Origin of the sequence: Porifericola rhodea (genome assembly GCF_030506305.1) — a bacterium.
GTDB classification, from domain to species: domain Bacteria; phylum Bacteroidota; class Bacteroidia; order Cytophagales; family Cyclobacteriaceae; genus Catalinimonas; species Catalinimonas rhodea.
In genome coordinates this window covers 1,566,453-1,592,471 of the sequence record NZ_CP119421.1, presented here as the reverse complement: position 1 = coordinate 1,592,471, position 26,019 = coordinate 1,566,453, and the positions used below count along the sequence as shown (strand labels likewise).

16 protein-coding genes are annotated in these 26,019 nt (G+C 42.2%); 4 read left to right on the top strand and 12 right to left on the bottom strand.

Translation table 11 applies throughout. The features are described from left to right. The first annotated feature begins 25 nt into the window (after positions 1–25). Positions 26–1,186, top strand: a complete 1,161-nt coding sequence (locus PZB74_RS06390; RefSeq protein WP_302241544.1) for a PAS domain-containing sensor histidine kinase — start codon at positions 26–28, stop codon at positions 1,184–1,186. An 81-nt stretch (positions 1,187–1,267) separates the two neighbouring features. Here PZB74_RS06390 and PZB74_RS06385 read toward each other — a convergent pair whose 3' ends face one another. Further along, a complete protein-coding gene (locus tag PZB74_RS06385; RefSeq protein ID WP_302241543.1) occupies positions 1,268–3,847 on the bottom strand; it encodes a phosphoenolpyruvate carboxylase in 2,580 nt (859 codons plus the stop codon). 381 nt (positions 3,848–4,228) lie between these two features. Here PZB74_RS06385 and PZB74_RS06380 point away from each other — a divergent pair, with 381 nt between their 5' ends. The 3 genes from PZB74_RS06380 to PZB74_RS06370 all read left to right on the top strand — a co-directional run bounded on the left by PZB74_RS06380 (position 4,229) and on the right by PZB74_RS06370 (position 5,650). After that, the gene (locus tag PZB74_RS06380) at positions 4,229–5,113 is read left to right on the top strand and encodes a zinc-dependent peptidase (protein WP_302241542.1); all 885 of its coding nucleotides are present in this window, start codon (positions 4,229–4,231) and stop codon (positions 5,111–5,113) included. Between the two features lie 101 nt (positions 5,114–5,214). Beyond that, positions 5,215–5,400 (top strand): CsbD family protein, encoded by a 186-nt coding sequence (locus PZB74_RS06375; protein ID WP_302241541.1) that lies wholly within the window; start codon positions 5,215–5,217, stop codon positions 5,398–5,400. 67 nt (positions 5,401–5,467) lie between these two features. After that, a complete protein-coding gene (locus tag PZB74_RS06370) occupies positions 5,468–5,650 on the top strand; it encodes a hypothetical protein (RefSeq protein WP_302241540.1) in 183 nt (60 codons plus the stop codon). A 56-nt stretch (positions 5,651–5,706) separates the two neighbouring features. Here the strand turns inward: PZB74_RS06370 and PZB74_RS06365 are convergent, their stop codons facing one another. From PZB74_RS06365 to PZB74_RS06315, 11 genes are all read right to left on the bottom strand, one after another. Continuing rightward, positions 5,707–7,080, bottom strand: coding sequence for a RagB/SusD family nutrient uptake outer membrane protein (locus tag PZB74_RS06365; RefSeq protein WP_302241538.1), 1,374 nt, complete (start codon positions 7,078–7,080; stop codon positions 5,707–5,709). An 18-nt stretch (positions 7,081–7,098) separates the two neighbouring features. Beyond that, positions 7,099–10,110: a SusC/RagA family TonB-linked outer membrane protein gene (locus PZB74_RS06360; protein WP_302241537.1), complete on the bottom strand. Its 3,012-nt coding sequence runs from the start codon at positions 10,108–10,110 to the stop codon at positions 7,099–7,101. A 449-nt stretch (positions 10,111–10,559) separates the two neighbouring features. After that, positions 10,560–11,423, bottom strand: coding sequence for a formyltetrahydrofolate deformylase (gene purU, locus PZB74_RS06355; protein WP_302241536.1), 864 nt, complete (start codon positions 11,421–11,423; stop codon positions 10,560–10,562). A gap of 186 nt (positions 11,424–11,609) precedes the next feature. Continuing rightward, positions 11,610–13,133, bottom strand: coding sequence for a choice-of-anchor I family protein (locus tag PZB74_RS06350; RefSeq protein ID WP_302241534.1), 1,524 nt, complete (start codon positions 13,131–13,133; stop codon positions 11,610–11,612). A 151-nt stretch (positions 13,134–13,284) separates the two neighbouring features. After that, positions 13,285–14,643 (bottom strand): sensor histidine kinase, encoded by a 1,359-nt coding sequence (locus PZB74_RS06345; RefSeq protein ID WP_302241532.1) that lies wholly within the window; start codon positions 14,641–14,643, stop codon positions 13,285–13,287. Between the two features lie 96 nt (positions 14,644–14,739). Then, positions 14,740–15,309, bottom strand: a complete 570-nt coding sequence (locus PZB74_RS06340; RefSeq protein WP_302241530.1) for a carboxymuconolactone decarboxylase family protein — start codon at positions 15,307–15,309, stop codon at positions 14,740–14,742. Between the two features lie 172 nt (positions 15,310–15,481). Next, on the bottom strand, positions 15,482–16,357 hold the full coding sequence (gene sucD / locus PZB74_RS06335) for a succinate--CoA ligase subunit alpha (protein WP_302241528.1): 876 nt from the start codon (positions 16,355–16,357) through the stop codon (positions 15,482–15,484). 173 nt (positions 16,358–16,530) lie between these two features. Then, positions 16,531–18,426, bottom strand: coding sequence for a heparinase II/III domain-containing protein (locus PZB74_RS06330; RefSeq protein ID WP_302241527.1), 1,896 nt, complete (start codon positions 18,424–18,426; stop codon positions 16,531–16,533). Between the two features lie 41 nt (positions 18,427–18,467). Then, positions 18,468–20,732 (bottom strand): polysaccharide lyase family 8 super-sandwich domain-containing protein, encoded by a 2,265-nt coding sequence (locus PZB74_RS06325; RefSeq protein ID WP_302241526.1) that lies wholly within the window; start codon positions 20,730–20,732, stop codon positions 18,468–18,470. A 100-nt stretch (positions 20,733–20,832) separates the two neighbouring features. After that, a complete protein-coding gene (locus PZB74_RS06320; protein WP_302241525.1) occupies positions 20,833–22,635 on the bottom strand; it encodes a RagB/SusD family nutrient uptake outer membrane protein in 1,803 nt (600 codons plus the stop codon). A gap of 20 nt (positions 22,636–22,655) precedes the next feature. Further along, the gene (locus tag PZB74_RS06315) at positions 22,656–25,952 is read right to left on the bottom strand and encodes a SusC/RagA family TonB-linked outer membrane protein (protein WP_302241524.1); all 3,297 of its coding nucleotides are present in this window, start codon (positions 25,950–25,952) and stop codon (positions 22,656–22,658) included. Positions 25,953–26,019 lie beyond the last annotated feature (67 nt).

The following is a 26,019-nucleotide window of genomic DNA, read 5'->3' as shown; positions in this document are numbered from 1 at the left end:
CCCAAAAAATAGCCCAATAAATCGGATGGAGCCCTCAAACCACTTAGAAGCCCCTTATAAAGAAAGCTGCAAGCATTACCTGGAGTACTTTAAAGAAAAATTTAATGATAGCGGTAATGCATACCTTCCTCTTATCAGGCAAATCCCTTTAGCCATATGTGTAACCGATAGCAAAGGTTTTTTTGAACAGGTTAATGATTCATACTGCAAGTTATATCAATATTCTAAAGATGAACTACTAGGCAAGCATTTTAGTATAGTCGTACCTAGTGAGAATAGAGCAAAGGTAACAGAATTACACGAGCAGTTTATGCTTAAGCAGCACGAACTAGTAGACGAATGGGTAGTAAAGCGGCAGGATGGTAGCCTTTTTCATATTTTAGCTAATGCTGCCTATATAGTGGTACAGGGAGATGCTAAAAAAATTACTTTTTTAGTAAGTATAGAAAACCCTAAGCAGACAGAGCGAATGCTGAAGGAGACAGTTAAGAAAATGAACCACCTTCTGCTAAGCCAAGAAAGTGCTATGGAATTACTCTTACATGATCTAAGAGGGCCGGTAAGTAACATATTATCTTTAGCTGAATTTCTGGAGGATCCCAGTTTTCCAACAGTACAGCGGAACGAGTTTATCAAGCGGCTTCAGCAGTCTGCTCAAAGAGCCTATAGCCTTACCAATCGTTTATACGGTATAGTGCAAATAGAAAACGGAAAGTATATGCCAAGCCCCGCTATCCTAAATTTTAGCTTGCTTATTTCTGATATATGGTCAGATCTGGCTATTCTGGCTAAGGCCAAAAAAATATCGCTTAAAATGGAAGGCTTACTTGCGGAAAAAGCGAAAGTTGAATTATACACAGATCCCTTTCTAATTAATACAATTTTCTATAATCTGATGAAAAACGCGGTAGAAGCTGCCCCTGAAAGGAGTGAGGTTAGGCTCAACCTAATTGCTGAGGGTGAAAAGATAAAAGCTTCGGTACATAATGAGGGAGCTATCCCCGAAGAGGTACAGTTAAGCTTCTTTCAAAAATACAACACTTCTAAAGCGAGAGGTACTGGTTTGGGCACCTATATGGTAAAAAAAGCGGCTGGTCTGCTTAATGCACAAGTATCTTTTACTAGCAGTGCAGAGGAGGGAACTAAGCTGTATTTACTGTTACCAGCAGATGTGATGAAGGCTTAGCGAGCCCTTATTTAATAGATTCGCAAAAAAAAGCAGACACTTTGATTAAAGTGCCTGCCCATTTGTATAATTGTATTCTGCTTATGCAGAATTTCTTCCGGCATTAATAATTCCAAAAGAACAGCGTACTACCATCTTCTCGTACACTTTCATTAACTCATCATCAGTGCTTTGACCCTGCTCCTCAGCTTCTCTGATTTTGTTAAGCGCGTATTGCTGAATAGTAAGTAGAGGGAGCTCTATACGTTGACGCATCTGAATAGAAAGTCTGTTTATAGGCTTATCTTCCATAAGGTGATTGTTTCCTGCCAGTCTGAGCAGATAAGTCTTAGTACGCTGGAACTCATCATAAATAACGTTCCAAAGCTCTCCGTATTTAGGGTGGTTAGCCAGAAAAGCGGTTAGCGGGAAGAAAGACTTGCACATGGCCATTTCACAATTGTCCATTAGGGTCTTAAAGAACAAAGATTGCTGGTACAGCTGCTGTACCTCTTCCCACTTGCCCTCTGCTTCTATTTTCTCTAGGGCAGTACCTACACCATAGTAGCCAGGTAGGTTCTGCTTCAGCTGACTCCATGAACCCACATAAGGCACAGCTCTCAGGTCATCCAGATTAAGCTTGCCAGGTTTCCTTTTAGAGGGGCGGCTGCCAATATTAGCCTGTCCGTAGTAGCGGAGGGGACTCACTTCGTTCAAATATTCTAAGAAGCCAGGGTGAGTTTTGAGTGCCTTGTAAGCTTCGTAGCTTTTTTCTGAGAGGCTTAATAGTAACTCATCATCTTCTTTGGACTGAGTAGATTTATCAGAATGGAAGAGTGCGTTACTAATTCCGGCATGCATGAGCTGCTCCATATTAAACTGTGCACTATCTATGGTGCCAAAGTTAGAGCTAATGGTTTGCCCCTGTATAGTCAGCTGAATTTCTTTATTGGCAATGTTATTACCTAAAGAAGCGTAAAACTGGTGCGTACGCCCGCCACCACGTGCAGGAGGGCCCCCTCTTCCATCAAAAAAGACCACTTGTATATCATACTCTTTAGATACCTGAGTAAGAGCTTCTTTAGCTTTATAGATACTGAAGTTAGCCATCAGATAGCCCCCATCTTTGGTGCCATCAGAGAATCCTACCATTATGGTCTGGGTATTATTGCGTTGTGCTAAATGCTTGCGGTAAGTAGGGTTCTCGTAGAGGGAGCGCATTACTTCACCGGCATTGCGTAAGTCTTCTATAGACTCAAAAAGAGGAACGATATCAATGCTCATATCTTTCTCCTCCCAACCGCTAAGTTTAAAGAGGCCATACACTTCCATCACATCCAGTGCACTGGTAGAGTGGCTGATAATATAGCGCTGGCAGCCTTCCTCTCCATTTTGATCTTGTATCTTTTTAACAGCCTTAATAGTCTGTAAGGTATCTTGATGAAGATCATTTTCAAGCGAAGCAGGATCTAAAGTCTCATTAATTTGTAATAAAGCATCTATCTTTTCTTTTTCGTTTAAAGAGGAGTAGTTGTCAGGCAGTGCAGAAGACTGAGCCGCTATGGCCGCCGTAAGTTCCTGATGTACAGAGCTATCCTGGCGGATGTCCAGTGAGGCAAAGAAAAGCCCAAAAAGTTCAACCTTACGAAGTAGATTATCTACCATCTCCTGAAACAAACCATTGTGCTGCTCTACTAAAGTTGTTCTAATCTGCTTAAGCGTTTGTATTATTTCCTCCTTGGTAAGCTTGATCTGGCTCGACTCTGACAGAATAGAGTGAATTTTATCTTCCAGCGTAGCTAGTACATTTGCCACCCCTTTAAAGGTTAAACGTCGCTTAAGTTGGCAAACATCAGTATAGTATGAGTTTAAAATTGCTGTGCGTAGTTCAGATGCTACTTTTAGTGTAGTATCTACTCTTACGTAAGGGTTACCATCACGGTCGCCACCAGGCCAGAATCCCAGTCTGATGAGAGGGTTTTCATCATTTACCTCTTTCTGAAACTGATTTTTAAAGTTAGATAGAATTTCTCCGGCAGCAGGATAGAAGCGGTTCTTTAAAAACCAGATGAGGTTTACCGCCTCATCATAAGGAGTAGGCTTTTCCTTTTTAAAGAATGGAGTTTTGCCAAGCTGTTGCAAAAAGCTATTTACCTCTGCCGTATTATCCTGAACAATAGCCGTAGATAGATCATTAATAATACCCAGAACCTCACTAGGGTAAAACTGAGTTGGGTGTGCAGTAAGTACCAGCCTTACAGAGAAGTCTTTGAGTTTTTCGGCCAGTTCGTTTCGCTTTTTGGCATGGAGCACCTCAGACTGTAAGTGTTTTAAGGTACCAATACCATTCATATCATATATTTTGCTGAAAGCAGCATCTTCAACTGCATCAAATAGTACTACCTGACGCTCTGCATACTGTACAAAACGGAATAGCAGGTCTATCTGTCCTTTTTCTTCCTGGTAAGATGTATAATGCTGAAAAAATGTATTAATAATCTCTACCGGGCTTAGTTGTTTTTCATACCCTTCTTCGCAGTGTAGCAGAAAGGTAGACAGTAGTACTCCTGTTTTTTCTACCCTATGAAAAGGGAGCGCAGTAAAAAGGCTGTTATACAACTGAAATTTGAGGCCAACCTGCTTGTTGTAGTTTTGAATCTTGCTGTTGGTAGAGTCATCCATAGACTTAACAATTTTACGGTAATAGGTTAGTGGAGCAGATAAGCTTTGATATAAAAATGCTTCAACTCCAAAAAATCAAATCGTTTGTTTGACAATAATACGGCTTATATCGCAAAAATGGCAGTAATTTTCACTTTAAGAATATAAATATATAGGGAAAAGCATTGTTCATTACAATTTTTTCAAAAAAACTAATATTGAATTGTGTATATGTAAAAATGCTGTAGCTCAGAGGCTTATAAAATAGGGGTTAATAAATTTATGAATGACCCTTATATAAACTTTTAAACCGACTGAAGGTTATGGCTGAGGTTTTAATCAGTAGTTTTTATAATAATTATTTTTTAAGACTATTTTTTCAACTTATTCTATAACTAAAGAATGCAAGTATTTTTCACCATTGTTGGCTTTCTGCTATTTGCGTATTTGGCTTTTTGGGTATGGTACAGAAATCGTCCAGTGCGCAAAGTTCCTTCTAAATTTCCTGTAGAGTGGCGAGAGCTACTAGAGAAGCATGTCCATTTTTACCAAAACCTTAACCAAAAAGAGAAGAAGCGTTTTGAGAAAAGTATTCGCAAATTTATGCGACAGGTACGAATTACAGGCATACGGGTAGAAGTTGATGATCTGGATCGTCTATTAGTAGCCTGTAGCGCAGTTATTCCTCTTTTTGGGTTTCCAGGCTGGCAGTATAGCTATCTTAATGAGGTTTTGCTCTACCCTTCATCTTTTGACCGTAATTTCTCCACTAAAAACCCGGAAGAGGTAATTACAGGTATGGTAGGCAGCGGTGGGAGTATGGAAGGAATTATGATATTAAGTAAACATAGCCTGCACCAAAGTTTTGAGAATACCACCGATAAGCATAATGTAGGTATTCATGAGTTTGTCCATATTTTAGACAAACAGGACGGAAGCATAGATGGTATACCCGCAGAACTTAACAATAAAGAGTATGCAAAGCCCTGGCTTAGGCTAATGCGTAGAGAAATGCAGCGTATACGCAAAGGTAAAAGTGATATTGACGCTTATGCTGCAACCAGCGAAGAAGAGTTTTTGGCCGTAGCCAGCGAGTACTTTTTTGAGCGCCCTAAGCTTTTTAAACAGAAACACCCGGAGCTGTACAAAACTCTGCGTAAGGTGTATCATCAGGATATGAGCAGGCGTCTAAAAAAGCCTTTTCGTAAGGCCAAGCGTATAGGAAGAAACGACCCTTGCCCTTGTGGTTCGGGCGATAAATTTAAACATTGCTGTATGCGTAACTAAACACATATATTAAGCTGAGTAGTTAACTTTCAACTAACAATTCATAGGTCTACAGGTTATATAAACGAGATACAAATGTTTAACATTTAATTTTTTAAACTATGGACGATTTAAGAATCAAAGGAAGATGGAATGAAATAAAAGGTAAGCTTAAGCAGGAGTATAGCGAGCTTACCGATGATGACCTTACCTATGCAGAAGGTAAAGAAGATGAACTACTTGGTAAGTTGCAGCAAAAGACCGGAAAAAGTAAAGATGAGCTGAAAAAGAAAATCAATAGCTATTAAATGAAAAAGTGCCCGGTACCAGGGCATTTTTTATATCGTAAGGCATCACTTTTTAATATTTAGACAGATGAAAACAAAAAACATAGGAAACATAAGCCTGATAATGCTCAGCGCAGTATTTTTAAGTAGCTGCGACTCTGTGGGTGGTTTGATAGGCGATATCTTTGAAGCAGGCTTTTGGGCTGCAATAATTTTGGTAGTAATAGTAATTGTTGTTATTGGAGCACTGATTAAGAAGTTTTTGGGCTAATAGCTCATACTATTATAATACGAAGGGGAAGCGACCTGCCTTCCCCTTCATTTTGTTTAGTAACCCGGATTTTGCACAAGCTTTTTGTTTACATCCATTTCTATCTGAGGAATTGGGTAAAGCCAGTAATCAGGGTTAGCAGCGCCTAATTCGGCAGCTTTGCCTGCTCTGACGTAATCAAACCAGGTTTCACCTTCAAGTACTAGCTCTCTTCTTTTTTCCTCAACAACCTCATCAATAAAAGCTTCTATAGAGCCAAACTCAGACCTTTCGGCAGGTACTCCTGCACGGCTTCTTACCTGGTTGTAAGCTTCAAAAGCAGCATCAGTAACACTTTGGGCATTTCGTGCTGCAGCTTCAGCATAAATAAGGAGTAGTTCCGGCATTCGCATAAGCGATATAGCATCAAAATTATCCAATGAGGTGTATTTTACTACATAGTACCAGTCCTGGCCTTGATGGAAAGTTTGCTGAAGACGAATATCCTCTGCTTCGTATAACTCTATCAATGGGTAAACATCTCCCTGCTTATATACGACAAAAGGCGAGCTGGCTACACCATTATAAGGTTCGCCGGGCGGTAGAGTAAGTGTGGTAAGAGCATTGTATCCGCTACGGGCATTAAATGGTATCTCTAGTAAGGACTCAGGTTCATCTTCTGCCCTGAAAATATTAGCAAACTCCGGACTTAACGAAAAAGTGTATTCATTCATTACTTCTGCTGCCAAGCTCTCTGCTTCCGCATAATTTTCCTGATACAAATGCACTTTGGCAAGCAGGCCTTTTATTAAAGGTAAGGAAGCTCTGTTTGCCTGCTTATAGTTTGCTGGCATCAAAGACTGGGCAGTTTCCAGGTCATTCACTATTTGCTCATATACCTCTTCTCTGGTAGCACGGGGTAGAAATATTTGCTCAGCTTCAGTATTTTTGATAGGTTCCAGATATAGGGGAACTCCTCCAAACATGCGCACCAAGTTAAAATAATGGTATGCGCGAAGAAAGTAAGCCTCAGCCAGTAGTCGGTCTAGCGTAGCCTGATCACCCTCGGCAGCAGGCGCATAGGCAATAATTTTGTCTACTGCCTGTATAGCTTCATAAATGGCACCCCAACTATCTTCCAGATAAGTGTTGTTAGGCTGCACCTGATGGTTATAGAATTCCAGAAAGCTAGGCACTGCGTCATTAGGTTCTTTAAGATCCCAGGCAGAAAAAGCCGTGATCAGGTAAAAATTACGAGAGAGGTAGCCCTGGTTGTTTTCACTGCTGGATCGAATCATAGTATTATAAGCCCCAGCAACAGCAGGCTCTACATTGGAAACACTGGCAAACACCTGATCTTCTGTCAGATTAAAACCTGGCTCTTCATTCAAAAAATCGTCACAACTGCTAAATGCAACAGATAGTAATAGTAGATATGCTATATTTTTCATCTTGACTTCAATTATAAATTAAAAAGTTAGGTTTAGGCCAACTAAAAATGTGCGTGCTCGGGGGTAGCTGGCATAGTCCGCCCCGATCATAGAGCCACGGTTTTCATAAACATTAATCTCCGGATCGTAGCCGCTATAATTAGTAAAGACATGTAGGTTCTGAGCCTGAATATATACTCTCATCTGTTCAATCTGCAGGCGTTGGCTTAGCTCGGTGGGCATTGTATAGCCAAGCGTAATATCTCTAAGCCTGAAGAAGGAGCCATCTTCAATCCATCGGGTAGAGAGCAAGTCATTGGTAGTTTGCCCAATTGTAGGTCGTGGGTAACTTGCATCGGGATTAGCCTCTGTCCAATAGTCTAGCGCATCTGCAGAAATATTATTTGCGGCACCGGTAAGCCTATCAAAACTCTGGCGGGTAAAGTTCCAGATATCATTGCCGTAAACAAACTGCCCCTGCACACTCAGGTCAAAATTACCATAAAACAAGCTGTTAGTTATACCTCCATAAAACTCAGGGTGAGGGTTGCCAATGATAGTACGATCGTCGGTATCTACTGCTCCCGGAAGCGAACGCTGTCCATCATCGTCTATATCTGCATAAATAATATTGCCGGTAGTAGGGTCTATTCCTTCTGCAATGTAGCCAAAGAAAGAGCCGATAGGGTAGCCCTCTCTAACAATATGCGATGCATCACCTAAGCCATCCAGCACTTCTTCGCCTGCCAGGTAAGTAATCTTATTGGTAGGGAAAGACATATTCAGGCTGGTATTCCAGCTTAAGGCACCCTGTAGGTTTCTGGAAGTAATTTCAAACTCAAACCCTTTATTTTCCATATTACCCAGGTTAACAGTGGTAAAAAGCGTGCCCGTAGCCTGAGGTAAGCGATAGCTGGTAAGCAGATCTTCTGTCTTTTTAATGTAGTAATCGGCCAGTAAGCTAATTCTGTCATCAAACAGATCAAGATCCAGGCCCAGGTTAAGTTGAGTGGTGGTCTCCCAGCTTAGTTGGTTGTTTCCTATGGTCTGAGGAATAAATCCTACATAGTCTCCGTAATAGGCACTAATGCTATATAAAGGTACTGCATTATAAAAGTCTCGGGGCTGGTTGCCCGACTGGCCTAAACTGGCTCTAAGTTTAAGGTTAGTTATGGCTGAAAGATTTTGTAAAAAAGCTTCTTCGGATGCTCGCCAGGCTACAGCTACTGAAGGAAAAGCGCCATACAATTTTTCTTCTCCAAATCTTGAGGAACCATCTACACGGTAATTGGCTGTAATGATATAGCGATCTTTAAAAATGTAATTGACTCTGGAAAAGAAAGATACCAGGCTCCAACCTTCCAGTCGCTCTCCGGCATTATAAGAACTGGCATTATTTACAATAACTACCTCATCACTAGGGAAACCTACAGCATTGGTATAATAAGAACTGATCTGTGCATTTTGCAGAGTATTACCTGCTAATATGGTAAATTCATGATCTCCTGTTTCTTTGTTGTAGTTCAGTGTATTTTCGTTTAGCCATGTAAAGGTGAGGAAACGATTAGTATTACGCAGACCTCCACGTTGTTCGCCTGCTCTTATACCCTCTTTGGGTCTGTAAAACTCTCCTTCATTGTCTGTTCTGTCTATGCCTGCTGTAGAGCGAAAGCGAAGTCCTTTCAGAAGTTCCGCCTCCAGATATATGTTACCTAAAATTCTATCTACTTTATCGTAGTAATTAGGTAGCTTGGCCATTGCCAGAGGGTTATCACGGTTAATCAGGGTGTCTAAGAAGAATTTTCCTGCTTCATTATAAACGGGTAAATTAGGGCGGCTTAGTAAAGCAAGGCTCACCGGGCCACTTCCCCCAAAGTCCTCTACAATTCTATCAGTTTTGCCTCGCGAAAGGTTAATGTTAGTTCCGAACTTGATATGTTCATTGAACTCATGCTCTAGGTTAGTTCTCAAATTTATGCGTTCGTAACCAGAGCCTTTCACAATACCCTCCTGCATAAAATAGCCTCCAGATACATAATAAATAGTTTGATCCGAGCCGCCACTTGCGGAAAGTGTATAACTCTGAATGGGGGCTGTTTCTCCTCCTTCTACCAAGCTATTTTGGTAGAGCACCTCCTGCCAGTTAGTGTTAATATCACTAATACCAAAACCAGGGTCATCCCAATCGTTTAAAGTGGCGAGGTCAGTAATATACTGCCGATATTGAGCCGAGTTAGCCATACCTATTGTTCTGGGCAGTTCCTGTAATCCATAATAAGCATTCAGATTAATGCGGTTACTTCCATTGTTTCCTTTGCGGGTAGTAATCAGTACTACCCCATTAGCAGCTCTGGCACCATAGATGGCCGTAGCTGAGGCATCTTTGAGGACTTCAACAGAGGCTACATCTGCGGGATTAATAGAGGCCAAGGGGTTAATAGTCTGGCGTGACCCTGCGCTAATTCCTCCATAATTGTCTGAGTTGATAGGAATACCATCTACTACATAGAGCGGTTCCGTAGTGCTTGAGTTCAGTGTTGTAACTCCTCTTACCCTAAAATTTAGAGCTCCGCCCGGGGTGCCTGAGTTTTGTGTAACCTGCACTCCGGCTACTTTCCCTTGTACTGCCTGGTTTAGCCCTACTACCGGATCGGCCTCAATGTCTTCGCTACCAATAGACGATACAGCGCCTGCGAGCTTTTGCCGATCAATAACGCCATAACCAACAACTACCACTTCTTCTAATTGCTGGGTGCTGCTTTCCAGGCTGACATCAATTACAGACTGCTTGTTTACTTCTACTTCTTTCTCTTCATAGCCTACAAACGAAAACAGGAGTACCGCCTGGCTAATAGAGTCGGGAATAGTAATAGCATACTGGCCACCCAGGGTGGAGAGGGTGCCAATGGTAGTGTTTTTGACAAGGATGTTTACGCCCGGAAGAGCTTCCCCCTCAGTTGAGGTAATAGTACCACTGACTTCTTGCTGAGCCTGTGCACCGAAGGTAAAAAAAAGAGCGAGCAACTGACTGAGTAAAATATAGTTCCTCATAGTATAAAAAGTAAGTTGATGAAAAAATTAACACTAACTATAGCAAAAATCAGGGAGTATTAGAGTTTATTATGAGTGTTAGTACATATAAATATATTGCAAGATGTTAGGGGCTTCGTAGTAACGAATAGGTGTAGATATTAAAAAAAATATTGTGCTAAATGTGCGAAAATATATTTGGTATAAACTGGTTACTGGAGTGTATTATTGAAAATTAGGGGTGGTTATTGAGGAATAATTCTACAAATTGCAGATTATTTTCCGCAAATAATTTATAAATAAATGTGCTGTTATTATAAAAAACAATAGTGAGCTAGAGAACAAATACTCATATAACTATAACTAAACAGATAGTGAGTTTGAGCAGAGTTCACTAAACTAAAGTTACCTTTTTAGAAACAATCGTATAGTACAGTTTGTCAGGCAGAATGCGTACAATCCTGTAAGGGCTAATCAAAAATTACGGTCTTGTTTTCTTCAACAAGTATTCGGTGTTCGCTATGTAAATGCAAAGCACGAGCTAAAACCAAGCGCTCTAAGTCTCTGCCCTTTCTTACCAGGTCTCGTACAGAATCTTTATGCGTAATACGGATAATGTCCTGCTCAATAATAGGACCTTCATCTATATCTGCAGTTACGTAATGGCTGGTAGCCCCAATAATTTTTACACCTCTTTCAAAGGCTCTTTTGTACGGATTGCCTCCAATAAATGCTGGCAAAAACGAATGATGAATATTAATTATCTGGTTGGGGTATTGGCTTACGAAGTCCGGAGATACTATTTGCATATAGCGTGCTAGTATAATAGTATCTACTTGATGCTCTTGCAGAAGGGCAATCTCTTTCTGCTCCTGCTCCAAGCGGTTTTCTTTAGTAATTGGAAAAACATGGTAGGGGATATTATAGAGATCGGCAAGAGGTTGAAGGTCAGGGTGATTGGAAATAATCAGTGGAATATCAAAATCAAACTCTCCCATACGCTTGCGCCAAAGTATTTCCTGCAAACAATGGTCATATTTAGAGACGAAAATAGCAACCTTTTGCTTTGCATCAGAAAACTTTACTCTCCAACTGGCATTAAACTCATTTGCTAGGGGCGTAAAAGCTTCTTCAATTTTAGCAGCAGGAATGGAAAAGTTTTTCATATCCCAGGCTACGCGTACCGAAAAGGTATTATGCTGAGTATCTACATGCTCATCAAGATCAAGTATATTTCCTCCTCTTTCAAAGATAAAGTGAGAGATACGAGAAACTAATCCTACACGATCGGGGCAGGATAGTAAAAGTATAGCAGTATGCTTGCTGTTGCTCATGGCAGTGTAATTTGCAGTAATTTCGGTCATTTTTCTGGTAAGCTGCCCTCAAATTTAGAGAATGTGACCTATAGAAAAAGGCTAGCGTACTATTTTTACCAGACAAACAACAAGATAATTGACTTATACAAAAAAAAGCGAGCCCATAAGAGCCCACTTTTTCAGAAATAACTAAGTCAGGTTTGCTTAAGGCTGATATATCTTTACCTGCCCATCATCTTCTGAGCTTACAATTAGCAGGCTTTTTTCATTAGGGCTGTCTTCGGCAGGTACAAATACCAATCCTTCAGGCGCATCACCGCTTTCAAGAATCTTGACAAACTGAGGTTGATATGGGTTGGTAATATCATATACCATAACGGCATCTACACGCTCCAGGCCAATAAAAGCGATAATACGCTTGCCCATCTTACCTACAGCTACCCCTTCAGGTTCTACGCCTTTGGCATCGCTGCGACCATCATCATACAATCCTGCTTCAATAATAAGCTTCTCTACCTCGTTTCCACTATCGTAAATCATTTGTCCGCTAAGGCCATCCCAGATGCTAAAGGAGCGTCCTCCAAAGGCATATAAGGCTTCGTACTCATCGTCATCGTCAGTGTTGCCAAGAGTATTGGTAATCTGTAGTCTGCCCAATCTATCATCTTCCTGAAGGGCTGCAACTTCTGGAAAAATAGCCGGGTCAAGCTTTAGGTCTTTAACTCTTACTTCTTCCTCCAAGCCATCGTATTCGCGGGCATCCCCTTCATTTGCAGAAATAATGTAGGAGAGTCCGCCCACAGTAAATGCTGCAATTGCATCAGGTTGGTACATACCCAATACAGGCCATGAGTTCAACTTGATTTTGTCATCTTCGTCGCTGGCATCTATGGCATTTTCTATTAAAGAATAATCTTTGTTACCTAAAGGTAGTATATCGGTAATAGTTTTAGATGTCAGGTCAATACGAGCCAGTCCATTGTTTTCTTGTAGCGCTACCCAGGCAGTCTTTGAGTTTTCTGAAACAGTAATATACTCAGGTTCAACATCCTGGCTCAAGCTGGCTCCAGGGCCAAATACTCTAAAGCCCTGCGTGGCCAAGGCATTTTTCATGCCCTCAAAGGCAGTAAAATCCAGTGTTTTTGCAGTGAACCTTTTTTTAACCTCAATAATGGTAATACTTCCTATAGGATCAATATCTCCTTCCTCATAGCCTGAGGGCTCCCCTTCATTGGCAGAAAGCGCATACTGTCCATCTGGCGAAAAAGTAACCATATCTGGTAATGCACCAGCAGCCACCTCGGCTATTTTAGTTAAGGTATGCGTATCATAAAACACAATAATGCCATCATCTTCAGTAGGGTCGACTTCTATGGCAGCTGCCAGCAGGCCATGACTAACGGCCACGCTATTGACTCCAGCCCCATATTCTACAATACTGATACTGCTTGTATACAAAGGGTTTTCAGGATCTTCCAGATCTACAACATCTATGCGAGAGTCTCCATCATTGTTGACTACAAAAAGGCGCTTGCTTTCCTTATCAAAAGCAGAAATTTCGGCAGCGCCCTCACCCCCAAGTGTAATACTAGCAACTTCTTTAAACGTTGAAGGGCTTTCTTTCTTGGGTTTATCATCTTTGGGCTGGTCTAGTATCTCTTCTATGAGTTCTTTACAGGAAGTAGAAAAAAGAAGTGCTGAAATTAAAAAAAATAGAGTCTTTTTCATGGCTTGAACTTGGTTAGTTGTGTAATGAAGAATAGCTTCGTCAATATACTAAGCCAGGCCGGAATGGAGACTAAGCCGTACTAAGCATAATAATATGGTAACATTAGCTTAAAACAGGCTTAATAGGCTATCTGTCAGTATTTTAATTGACCTAATGTGGGCTAAGCACCGTGGAGTTTTGTGCAGGTAGAGAAGGAGGCGTTTGCGGCAACGGAAGGTGTAGCCCGACTGAAGTACCCTGCTGAAATGTGCTTTTAAGGATAATTTTACCTTTTAGCTTATCCATCAGTTTTTTGACGATATACAGGCCAAGGCCATTGCCAGTAGAGCGAGCGCTTGTTTTAGTGTACATATCAAACACCTTGTGTTGTAGCTGAGGCTCTATGCCATCACCATTGTCAGCAATTTGTATTAGTAATTGTCCACTTTCATCTCCAATATCAATGGTAATGTAGGGCTGATATTTATTGCAATAGCAGATAGAGTTTTCAATAATATTGTCCATAATGGCTTCCACCATCATAGGGTGAGCATAGTAAGAGCCTTGCAGATGGATGCGATAACTCATTTCTATCCCCTGATCTTTGAGTTTGCATTCGTACTTTGCGCTAAGCCTCTCAATAATTTGCTCAAAATTCAGACATTCTACTGCCTCGTCATCCAGATCGGTAAGGCTGATAGTTTGTAGCTTGTTAAGCATGCGATCCAGCTCCTGTACGGAAGTTCTTAGATGCTGAGTAATAATAGGCTGTTCTTCAGTATCAGGGTTCATCTCCATAAGGTCTAGTAGGCCTAATACGGCAGAGAGTGGTCGCCTGAAATCGTGCGAGGTGCGGTAGAAAAGTGTATTCAGTTCAATGTGAGCTTCTTTAAGTCTGCCGGTACGCTCATCTACCTTTAGCTCTAGTTCACTGTTTAGCGTACGTACTTCTTCATTAAGCTGCGAGAGTTGTTGGTTAGCCTCTTCTAAAGCTTTGTTATTATCAGCGATTTGCTTGATCAATAGTAACTGCGAAATTTTAGTAGTCAGTAGCTCACTGATCAGGTTAGCAAACCTAAAGTCAATTTCTGTGTAAGCCTGTTCACTTTTATTGGCTATAAAAAAGATAAGGCGCTGTTCATCAGACACAGTTGTGGGTAAAATTAATAAGTGCTGTGCTTTGGGGTGATCAAATATACTACCCCTCAGTGTATCAGAGTTTTGAATTTCTGTCTTGTTCAGAGACAGTGGCTGCCCATTTGCCAGAGATGCTCGCTCTAGTGGAGAGAGTTGGTCCTGCAGATTTTGATGAAAAGAACATTGCTCTCTAAATAGCTCAAGGGTATAAGTGTTGTGCTCGTTAACTACAGTAAGACGAAGAACAAATGCATCAATTACAAACTTAACGTCAGAAGCGATAGCACTACTGATTTCATCAACGGAGTTGGCGCGGTTGATTTTAGTAGCAAACTTGGAGAAGGCTTCGTATCGTAGGCGTAACGATTTGTTAACAAAATCCAGATGATCCATTCGTACTCTAAAAATAAATATTGATATTTAAAAAGGCCCATCCTTTCTATCAGATAGGCAGTATGAAGAAGTCTACTCTTCTATGAGCTTCAGGCTTTACTTGGTTTCCATAAGTTCGTTGTTGATTTTTATCCCTGAGATATCTGCAGTAGTATTGTGCATACTTGTTAGGTCCGCCAGGTTCATCAGCTCCTGAATTTCGTGATCAGTATATCCCACATCTCTTAGCTCTTCAAAATCGTTGTGGGTAGTGCTGGCAGGGTCAAGAGCTGCCTTTGTGACAATACGTATGGCTGTGTTGTAAGCAGAAGGAATATAGTCGCTTCCTGAATGTTCGCTTACTTTAAAGCCTTCCTGATCAGTTAGAGTTTTGCTCATGCTGTCTTCCATTAATCTGTGGGCATGGGCGCAGTAGATGCAACCTTTTTTTTGAGAAATGTTAAAAATGATAAGTTGCTTCAAAATAAAAGGAACGCCTTCTTGCAATAGGCTGGATTTAAGTTTCTCCCGGTTTCCTCTAAATAAAGTAGCGTTATTTCCCTGGCATTTAAACCAATTGTGCACACACGGAATACCCATTTCACGCATGGTATCGTTGTTAATAGTTATTACCTCAGAATTGGCCTTATTATATTCTATAATTGAAAACCTTTGTGTGCTTTTCATAAAGATCATTTCTATCAAATATATCTTTATGATTACTAATAAATAAACAATAAATATTGAATAAGTTACATTGAAAGGCGGCTAATAAAAAAAGCGGCCCCATTTGGAGCCGCCTTCTGTGCTTATTTATTCGGAAAACTTTAAATCAGTTTTGAAAGCAGGTAAAGTATAATTACTTATTAAGAGCTTCAGCTATAGTAGTACCAATTTTTGCAGGGGTATCTACTACTGTAAGACCGCATTCACTCATAATTTTCATTTTTGCAGCAGCGGTATCATCTTTACCACCAATGATAGCACCAGCATGGCCCATACGACGGCCGGGAGGTGCTGTTTGTCCAGCAATAAAGCCAACTACAGGCTTCTTATTACCGTTTTCCTGAATCCAGCGGGCAGCTTCTGCTTCGTAGTTACCTCCGATTTCACCGATCATAACGATAGCTTCGGTTTCAGGGTCTTCCATCAGTAATTGTACTGCCTGTTTAGTAGAGGTACCGATAATAGGGTCACCGCCAATACCAATAGCAGTAGATATTCCTAAACCAGCTTTTACTACCTGGTCAGCAGCTTCGTAAGTTAGAGTACCTGACTTAGATACAATGCCTATGCTACCTTTTTTAAACACAAAACCAGGCATAATACCTACTTTGGCTTCTTCTGGAGTAATAACTCCCGGGCAGTTAGGACCGATGAGCGTAACACCTTTGTCTTTAATGTAGTCTTTGGCAATCATCATATCCTTTACTGGAATACCTTCAGTAATGGCCACGACAACTTTGATACCGGCATTTGCTGCTTCCATAATAGCATCTGCGGCAAATGCAGGGGGTACAAATATGATAGAAACATCAGCACCAGTCTGGTCTACACCTTCCTGTACTGAGTTAAAAACGGGGCGATCAAGATGAGTTTGTCCTCCTTTACCAGGAGTTACACCGCCTACTACATTGGTTCCGTATTCTATCATCTGTCCGGCATGGAAAGTACCTTCCGAACCAGTGAAACCTTGTACCAGGACTTTGGAATCTTTATTAACTAAAACGCTCATGCTGTATCGGTTAAATTTTTTCACAAAAATAGGACAATTAGCGGCATTGACAAGGAAGACCGATACATAATCCGATTTTAGCGAGTGGGATTAGGCCTTAAACTGTTAGCTCAGAAACTCGTTGCGAAGTTGATAGGGGAAAGTTTAAATTTCTCTCCCCTAAACTTCAAAAATTATAATGCGGAGAGTCTTACCTGTAGCTTGTTCTGCTTATCGTCAAAAATATGAGCAGGCATACGAATTTCAAGCCGCTTCAGATTTTCTATATTTCTGTCTAATTCGTGCGGTGCCGGATCCAGAGAAATCACAGATAGTTTTAAGTCCGGGTGTGTAAGGTTCTCCACGCGGAGCTTTTTGCCATCCTGATGCAAAATAGCTCCTTCCTCTGTTAGTTCAACATCAGCAGTAGTCATCAGCTGCCAGCTAATCATTTTAGTATTAGAGTTGATCGTGAACTCATCTTCTATAAGTAGAGATTTTTCATTTTCTTTTACGAACCTGCGGCTGGCATTTTCCAGATCTTCACCAAAGACTTTAGTCATATCAATGGTAGTTTCAGGTTGGTCTCCATCTTTAAAATCCTGTATAGAGGCAAAGCCATCTGTATGATGAAGTTTATCGTTCACTGTAAGGGTGCTATGGCCAAAGTTATTTTTTGTAAGTAAGGTCCAGCGTTCGCAGTCCTGGCATCTTCCCCAAAGGTTAAATCCGGTTTTTTCCAGTTGATGGTAAGATTGGTTGCCTGGATCAATTACCCAGCGAACACCATTCAGCTCAAAAATAAATGAACCGGCATCCATATTGCCGTGGTTTACAGTACCTCGGCCTCCCTTGCCTCCAAAGTAGTATCCTTCTTTCCCTTCTCCTCTGAAAATTACTATTGGGTTAGCTCCTTCACCTTTCCAGGCAGTAGGGAGTGAGCTTTCGCCTTTACTTTCGTATTGCGAAAGCCATACAAGGCCCGCCCCGGCAAAACGACTCAGATCTCCCATTTCTTCGGGAGCCTTTAGAAAACGCTCTTTTTCATAATAAATGTCATCGCCACTTTTGGCAGCAAACCAGGCAAGAGTAATATCACCATTTTCTTTTCGCATATCTCCACAGTCGGCAAAGTTGTAGTACCAACCAGAGGGGGCAACGCTCAAGACTTTAAACATAGCACTTTCTTTAAAAGCAGGGTAATCTCCCAGGCCAAAATCTGAACCGAACGCACTTTCCAGAATAGAAGCTGTTAGTACAGAGTAGCTGGTGCCATAGGTCCAATAGGTGGAACCTTCAGGATATACGCCATCCGGGCCATACTCTACCAAGGCATGTGGCATACCTTCTAGAGCTCGGTGAATAGTTTTGGCAGCCAGCTCAGGGTCTTTTTCAGCAATAACGATAGAAGCGGCAATCATACCTCCATTACAGACCTGATTCCAGTTATTAGAGCCGGCAATCCAGCCTACGTTTCCGCTTTCGTTGTAGCTGGGGTTAATGCCCTTATGAATGAGAGCTTCTTTTGCCTGCTCTACGGTAGATTCGGGCAGGTCTTCTCCTACCCAGTCTACCGCTAAGGCCACTGCCATAGCCATCTCGGCTACATCCAGGTAGTGGGAGGGGTTCCAGTCTTTAAAGTTACAGACTGCCAATAGCTCGTCATTAATACGGTTCAATACTTTTTCATCGCGGTCTATGCGGTACACCATACCCAGTACATTCATACGGTATAGCATATCGCGAGAGGTTCTGAGCAGACGTCTGCCTATCACTGTATGCTCCAAGAGGGCTTGGGTTTGAATTTTTTCAGCATTCAGCTTGAGTACCTCGTACATGTTTTTAACTACCGGATCAGATTTTAGGTCTTTCTTCAGGTGTTTTTCTATAGATGGCGTAAGTACAAGGCGAGGTGAGCTTTTGTGCAACTTCTTTTTGAGGTACTGTACATCCATAGGGTTGTCCAGCTTGGGAGGGTCATCATTAGTTTGTGCGGTAGAGAAAAGCGCATGGCTACTCAGCAGAGCCAGTAGCAGGCAGAGTGCAAAGACAGGTACACTCTTCGCATAAAGTTTTTTTGAATGTAACATGTGTTTAGGTTGTTGAAAGTTGTGTATGTTAGTTAATAGAATTATTTGCCTAGAGATTCGGGGAGCATACTTACGCTTTGGCCGGCATACTCTCCCTGCGGGAGGTCAAACTCTATCTGTGTTTGCCTGCTGTTTTCGTCCCATTGAGCAGAAATATTTTCATGGCTACCTTCTATTTTGCTACTTAATGAGATTGAGATCTTTTGGAGCTTACGAGTGGGGTCACTTACACTAATTTTTTTAACGAAGTCTCCTTCGGTTTGCAGCATTACGATCGCAGCTTGTGGAACAGTGATGTTCATGTTTTTACTAAGCTGAAGGCTACCCGGCTGGTAAAATACAAGCTGTGTAATACCCAGTTCGCTATGCCTTACAGCCTGTATTTGAGGAGTGTTGGCGAGAACTTCCAGAGGTAAAGCTTTAGCATATGTTTTAAAACTCTCCGAACTTAGAGCAGGCACTACTATATAAGCATAAGTGGCATCATTGGGCTTACTACCATGCTCCAGCCAAAGTTTAAATACATCTTTACGAATCTCTTGATCTGTATAAGTAGATTGATGGTTGATCAGCCGCCAATTGCCACTTGCTGTCTGCTTACTCAGGTTTACAGAAGCAGGGGATAAAAAGTAATAGGCAATGCTATCGTGCCATACTCCACTGACCTTATTTAACTGATGTTGGCCATGGGCAATTTTTTTTACCTGCCTGTTGTCCATTAACAAAACATCTCCCTTAAGCAGGCATTGGTTAAGGGTGGTAACTACCGGGTATTTTTCAGCAGACTGTATGCCTGCTCCCAGACTTATGTATTCCTGATCAAAAAAGAACCATACCTTCTTTGCTGCTAATGCATCGTGAGCACTCTTGAAGTCAAAAGCAGCAAGGCCATACGTACCATCGGTCACTGCTCCAACAAAATCTGTTTTTCCTTTCTTTTGTATCTCTTTTTCGGAAGGCAGTGCAGGCTTTTGTACTACAGTGGTACCTGGTATCTTTTGCCAGTCCCAGACCGGAAATATATTAGTATACTCCTGCCCGGTACGAGATATAAAGTTAGAGCCATCGCCAAGATGATGGTTTCTGAGTCCTTCTCCATTGTAAGGTTCTTCCATAGTATGGTTGCGAGAAGAGTGCATCCGTACTGAGGTAAAGTAGTTTGGGCGCTGGTGGCTCAGATACTCCGTATGCCAGTAAAAGCGGTTAAACTTTAAACGAGGTTTAACTTCTCCGCTTCGGATTTGTATGATTTCTTTTAGTTCGTCTTTTCGGTAGTCTGTAGCCTGTAAAAGTTTAGCAGGAAGCTGATCTGTATAAGCCCAAAGGGTGCCCTTGCGGGAGAGGCTTCTGTTTTTTGCTCCGGGGTCAGGGTATTTGCCATATACGGTAGTCTTACAGATGCCATCCAGATAAAAATCTACCAAGAGCTTTATTTTATCTTCGGGAAAACGGTATTCGGTTCCTGCGACTTTTGCTGCCCAGTCTGCAAAGGCCTTAGCATAGCCTAAGCCATAAGAAAGGGTGGAGGTAACTCGGTCGTGACGATGATGAAAGCTCATATCAGTTTGCAGCCCCCGGCGATCTTCAGGGGTGTTTCTGTCCGCGGCAAAGGCTATTTCGCTGGCCATAGTTTTTACGACCAGGTTAAGGGTAGCACTATCGCGGGTAAAAAGAGCATACTTACCCCAAATACCAGCAATCTTAATGAGGTCTCCACCCGGCCTGGCCCCCCAGGCATCTAAAGTAGCTCTACCTACAATAGGTGCAGCTTTATTTTTTTGCTCTTCGCTCAAACTTTCGTCCATAATAAGCATAGAGGCCAGTAAGCGATCTGGGGTGCCTATCTGGTTCCACCACCAATTATCACAGATAAAATCATGCTGTACCCAGAACTGAAATGCCTGATCAAACGCCTGCTTAAGCTTAGTATCTTGAAAATATTGCGAAGATGAGCTTTTATATGCCCTGCTCAGGAGAATCATGTTTTCCAGGTGGATACTGTGCTCAAATCCGGTGCGCGATACGTCCTGATAGTTTATGCCTGGCCAACGGCCATCTTTCTGCTGGGTACTCATCAGTGAGGTGATCTGATTATCATTCACTTTTTTTTCCATTAGTTCCGCAATTACTTTCTTTCTGAGGACTTCCAGACCTTCTTGGCTGGACTGCTCAGCTTGTTCCTTTAGGACTATAGCTTGCTCTTGCGAAAAAAAGTGAGATGGGCCGGAGTATGCCTGAGCATTTATGTGAAAAGGCAGAAACAGGGAAAGTAGTAATAAGTAGGTTGTTGATGGGTAAAGACTCATGTCGGGATTGGTCTTTGGTATAAAAAAATAGACAAAGCCGAAACAAGGAGTACGGCTTTGTCTAAAATTTAGTGGTTTAGTGTTCGGAAATCAAGCCCTCTTACCAGCCGGGGTTTTGCCCCAGGTTGGAATTTTGGGATATTTCATTAATAGGAATTGGCCAGAGATAATGCTTACTTTCGTCAAACACAGGCTCAGCATAGTCGGTACCTGCATATATATCTAGGTACTGTACGCCATTTACCTCAGTAACACCAATAGTAGCCTCACCATCGGGGTCAAATCGCTGTTGTGCAGAAGCATCCCATCGCATGCCCAGATCTTTGTTCTCCAGTAGTTTTCCCTGCTTCCATCGGCGGATATCATCATAACGGAAGCCTTCCATAAACAACTCAATACGGCGCTCGCGACGAATTTCTACCAAGAGAGAAGAAATACCCAGATCTGCATAGCGAGGATCCATAGGAGGGTTTATATCCAGATGTGGCATGGCTACCCGGTCGCGCAATAGGTTGATACTCATGTCTAAATCAGCCTGAGTGATGGTTCCTAACTCAGCCTTGGCTTCGGCATAATTGAGAAGCGCCTCACCAAAACGAAGAACAATGGCTGGTGTAGAAGAAGTATTGTAGGTAGCATGTGCTGCGTTTACATCATAGACTTTGATAATATGGTAGCCGGAAGTAGAAGCCTGACCAGGCTTGGTCTGACCCTGAATTTTAGGATAATCTGCTACAGCAGGATCAGTGTTGCCATACATATAAAAGGCCTGATCTTCAGGGTGAAGTATGGTCTGGCGTAGACGGGGATCACGGTTTTCAAAGATATCTTCAAAGACTTCGTCACCCTTATACTCGCTGGAAAGTGTAATAGGCAGACCATCAGTGCAGAGGTAATCCTCTACAAGACTTTTGGTAGCGCCACCATTATAACTGCGGTGGTAGCTTTGGACATGATTAGTCAAAATACCCAATTCATATCGTCTCCAGTATAGTACTTCTGGATTGCCAGACAGGTCGGTCATCCGATGGATAGCATTGTAATCCATACTAGGGTCTCCGGTGCTGTACAATGCGTAAGGGCCATTTTGAATCAGGTCTAATGCAGCATCGGCAGCTACCTGAAACCAGGGCTGAGCGTCACCTAGTCCATGGTATTTTCTCCAGCTACCTTCGTAAAGAGCTACACGCGATAGTACTAGCAGAGCCGCCCAGCGGTTCAAGCGGCCAGGTGCGTTTCCATCCTCCCAGTCTTCAGGAAGGTTTTGGGCGGCAAATTGTAAGTCTTCCAGCACCTTATCCATGACAAAGTTACGGTCATCACGTTCGCCATACAGTATATCCTCATCGTCTATGTTTACTGTTTGTTCCAACCACTGCACATCGCCAAACTTATGAGCTTTTTCGGCATAGAACCAGCCTCGGAAAAGACGAGCCTCTCCTATATAGTAATTGCGTATGTCCTCACCAGAAATGTCCCCTTGATCCGGGATAACTGCTTTGCCATAGTTTTCCATTCCAAAGTTAATAGCACGCACAAAATTCCAACCTTGGTAGCCATACCATGCGGGATTGTTGGGTATATTATGCCTACCAGCCCTTACCCTCTGATAGAAATCGTGGCGTGAGTGGCGAGGGGCGGTATCATCAGTAAAGCCAGAGACATGCCAGATTCCCCAACGATGGCTACTGAAACCGGCGTCATGCCCCATTAAAATCGGAACATTGTTGTCGGATCTAGCCAGGTTATACAAACTATTATTGTATACTTTAAGGTCATTTTCTGTGTTCCAGAATACTTCATTACTGATCCCATCAAGAGGTTGTCGGTCCAGAAAATCGTCATTGCAGCCGAACATAAACACGGCCAATGCTATAGTGACTTTTAATATATATCTATTCATTTTTAGCAGTAATTAGGTTGTTAAAAGGACACGTTGATACCTAAAGAGTAGGTACGCTGTTTGTAGTACTCCTGTGTAAGTGTAGGGCGAACTTCAGGGTCTAGAGGCTTACGCATTTTAGTGTACTCCCACATGTTTTGGCCGGCAAAGTAGATTCGTGCTCTACTCATACCAATTTTGCTGGCTACACTCTCCGGTAGATTATATCCGAGCGTCAAGTTTTTTAGACGTACGTATGCCGCATTTTGTACATAGCGAGATTGAGGCAGAATATTCTGTTTGGTGTTAGTAGAGATATGAGGAGCGGCAAAATACGCATCGCGATTCTCTTCACTCCAGGTATCAGTCAGGTAATAGTTCTCCACATGTCCGGCATTGAAAGGGTAAAAGGCTACCCAATTACCATTTGGTGGCCAGTATTGGTATTTCATAATACCCTGGAAGAAGGCATTTAACGTAAAATTCTTCCAGCTGATGTTACCCGTAACACCAAAATTATAGCGAGGATTTTCGTAGGCAATAATTTTTTGGTCTCCAGGGTTATCCAGTGTATTGTCGCCATAACTGATAATGCCATCACCATCAAGGTCAGCATAGCGAATATCACCTGGGCGCCAGTTAGAGCCTAAGTTTGACTGGTCCGGAGCATTCGCTACTTCATCGTCGCTCTGGAAAACTCCCACGGTCTCAAACCCCCAGCGCTCACCAGTACCGTTTTCGTAGACTACCTGTCCTTCGTAGTACTCATTAAGAGAGCCAGTAGGGTTGTTGTATTTGGTAATACGTGAGATATTATCCGATAAAGCTAGTCGGATATCGTACCGCCAGTTGCTGTTGATGCGATTTTGCCAGGTTGCTGAAAGCTCCCAACCTTGTGTACGAAGGTCTGCTGCATTTTGACGAGGCTCTGCTGCTCCTAATATGCTGGGAAGTTCTTCCCGGGTAAGCATATCTTTAGTATCACGAGTGTATACATCAAAGGAGAGGTCAAGCCTGTTGCCTAGCATGGTTACATCTAAGCCTATGTTTTGTGTCACTACCGTTTCCCAGGTTAAGGTTGGACTAACCAATCCGGGGGCAGAGATTACAGGCGTACGCGCACCGGCAGTCATCATATAGGGAGAGTTAAAAGACCCTAATGTGGCTATGTAAGGATAATAAACTGGCGTATTTCCATTAAAGATTAGCTGGTTACCCAATTGTCCGTATGAAGCTCTAAGTTTCAGATTATCCAGCCAACCGCCTGCACCACTTAAAAAGCCTTCTTCAGAAATCCTCCAACCTACTGAGAGTGAAGGGTAAAAATCAAAACGGTCTTCTTTAGGAAAGCGAGAAGAACCGTCATATCGGCCATTAGCTTCTATAAGGTAACGATCATCAAAAATATAGTTTACACGATAAAAGGCCCCACGTAGCGAGGTGTGTTCTTTTCCTCCGTAAGTTTCCTGGTTACCGGTAGTGGCGGTGATGTCTGTAATGCTAGGGGTGATTAGGTTATACGCCCGGGTAGCAATTCCCTCAAACCGCCCCCACTCCTGGTTAAAACCAATCATGGTTTTTAAGAAGTGCTTATTCTTATCTATAGTGTAGTCGGCATAGGTGTTGATAACGTAGTACTGATCGTTTTCAGACTGGTTATAAATCCAGTCGTTGCCGCTAAAACCATTGTCAATTACTAACCCACCAGCCAGGTCTTTATTGTTAATTACCTCTATCTTACTTTGAACATCCTGTTGGTCGCGATAGGTAAAGTTGGCAGAAAACTCTCCCCGAATATTTAAACCTTTAATAGGAGTGAGGTTAGCTCCCTGAGTCAAGATGATGTCATTGCGTGTCCATGTATTACGCCCACCATCTTCCAGATAAGGGAGGAAGTTAGTTCCGCCAAAATATTTCCCAATGTACTGCTCAAAATCAGCACGGTCACCAGGTTCCAGATAGTAAGGCAAGTCTGGGAAACGAATAGCATCCAGCGGATCCTGACGGGCAGAGGTATTGATGTTAACATCCCAGTGGTAAAAGTGAGGCTTATCGCTTGTCTCTGTTGTAATTAAGGCACGGCTATCAAGCTTCAGCCAGTCAACTACCTGAAAGTCACCTTTAATCAGAGAGTTGTACCTCTTAAAGTTTTCGTTCTTCTCTTTGTTTTTCAGGTAGCCATCTTTGTTTAGAAAGCCGAATGAGACGTAGTAAGAAGCCCTATTAGATGCACCAGATAGGCTGACATCGTATTTTTGCTGAGGAGCATAATCCGTAATAAGTTGCTCGGCATAATTATTATATCCATAAAATTGCAACTGCCCATTTACTACACCCCAGGCATTTTCAAAAGTTGGGTTCTCGCTGTAGCGACGGGTAGCTTCTACAAAGTCTGCATTAAATTGAGGCGCTCCGTTAGTACGCTGAGTAGCCATATTTCGTGCTAGTACAAACTGGTACGGGTCCGTAACCGGATCTATAAAGAAGATAGGCTTAGACAAGGCTGTTTCTGCACTTAGGTTGACACTAATTTTTTCGCCTTTTCCTTTTTTTGTAGTTACCAGAATTACCCCAAAAGCAGCACGAGCTCCATAAACTGCGGCAGAAGAAGCATCTTTGAGCACAGTTACGCTTTCAATATCGTTGGGGTTAATGCGGTTAATATCCATAGGAACATTGTCTACCAAAATAAGAGGAGACCCGCCGTTAATTGATTCAAAGCCGCGTATGTTAAAATCGGCAGGCTGAGAGGGGTCTCCGTTTCTTAGGTTTACATTAAGGTTAGGTACTACGCCCTGCAAACCTTCTCCTACATTGGCTATGGGGCGGTTTTCCAGTACTTCTCCGTCTGTCACGCCCACAGCACCAGTAAGGTTAACTTTTTCCTGAGTACCATAGCCTACTACCACCACTTCTTCCAGACTTTGTATGTCTTCGGTCATTTTCATATTAATGACTGACCTGCCTTCTACGGGTACTTCTACGGCTGTATAACCAATAGATGAAAAGATAAGGATGTCATCCTCATTAGGTACACTGATAGAGTACTTTCCTTCTATGTCAGTTACTGTACCTACCGTGCTGCCTTTAACCAATACATTAACACCGGGTAAGGGCTCATTATTAGTATTGTCAGTTACTGTACCACTTACTGTTAATGCCACTTCAGCAGCTGAAGTATTGTTTACAGTATTTAAAGAAGAAGATGTGTAATCGTTTGCATTAATATCTATAGCAAATGCTGAGCCTTGCCATAGTATCATCAATAGGGTGGCAAAGAGAAGAGAATAAACACAGCTCTTCCGGTACCCTACAAAGGGGGGTAATTTTGTCGTCATTTGATTAAGTTTTAGGTTGTATTAAAGAGTAATTAGGTAAATGGGGCTGTTCTAGCCACTATCGTAT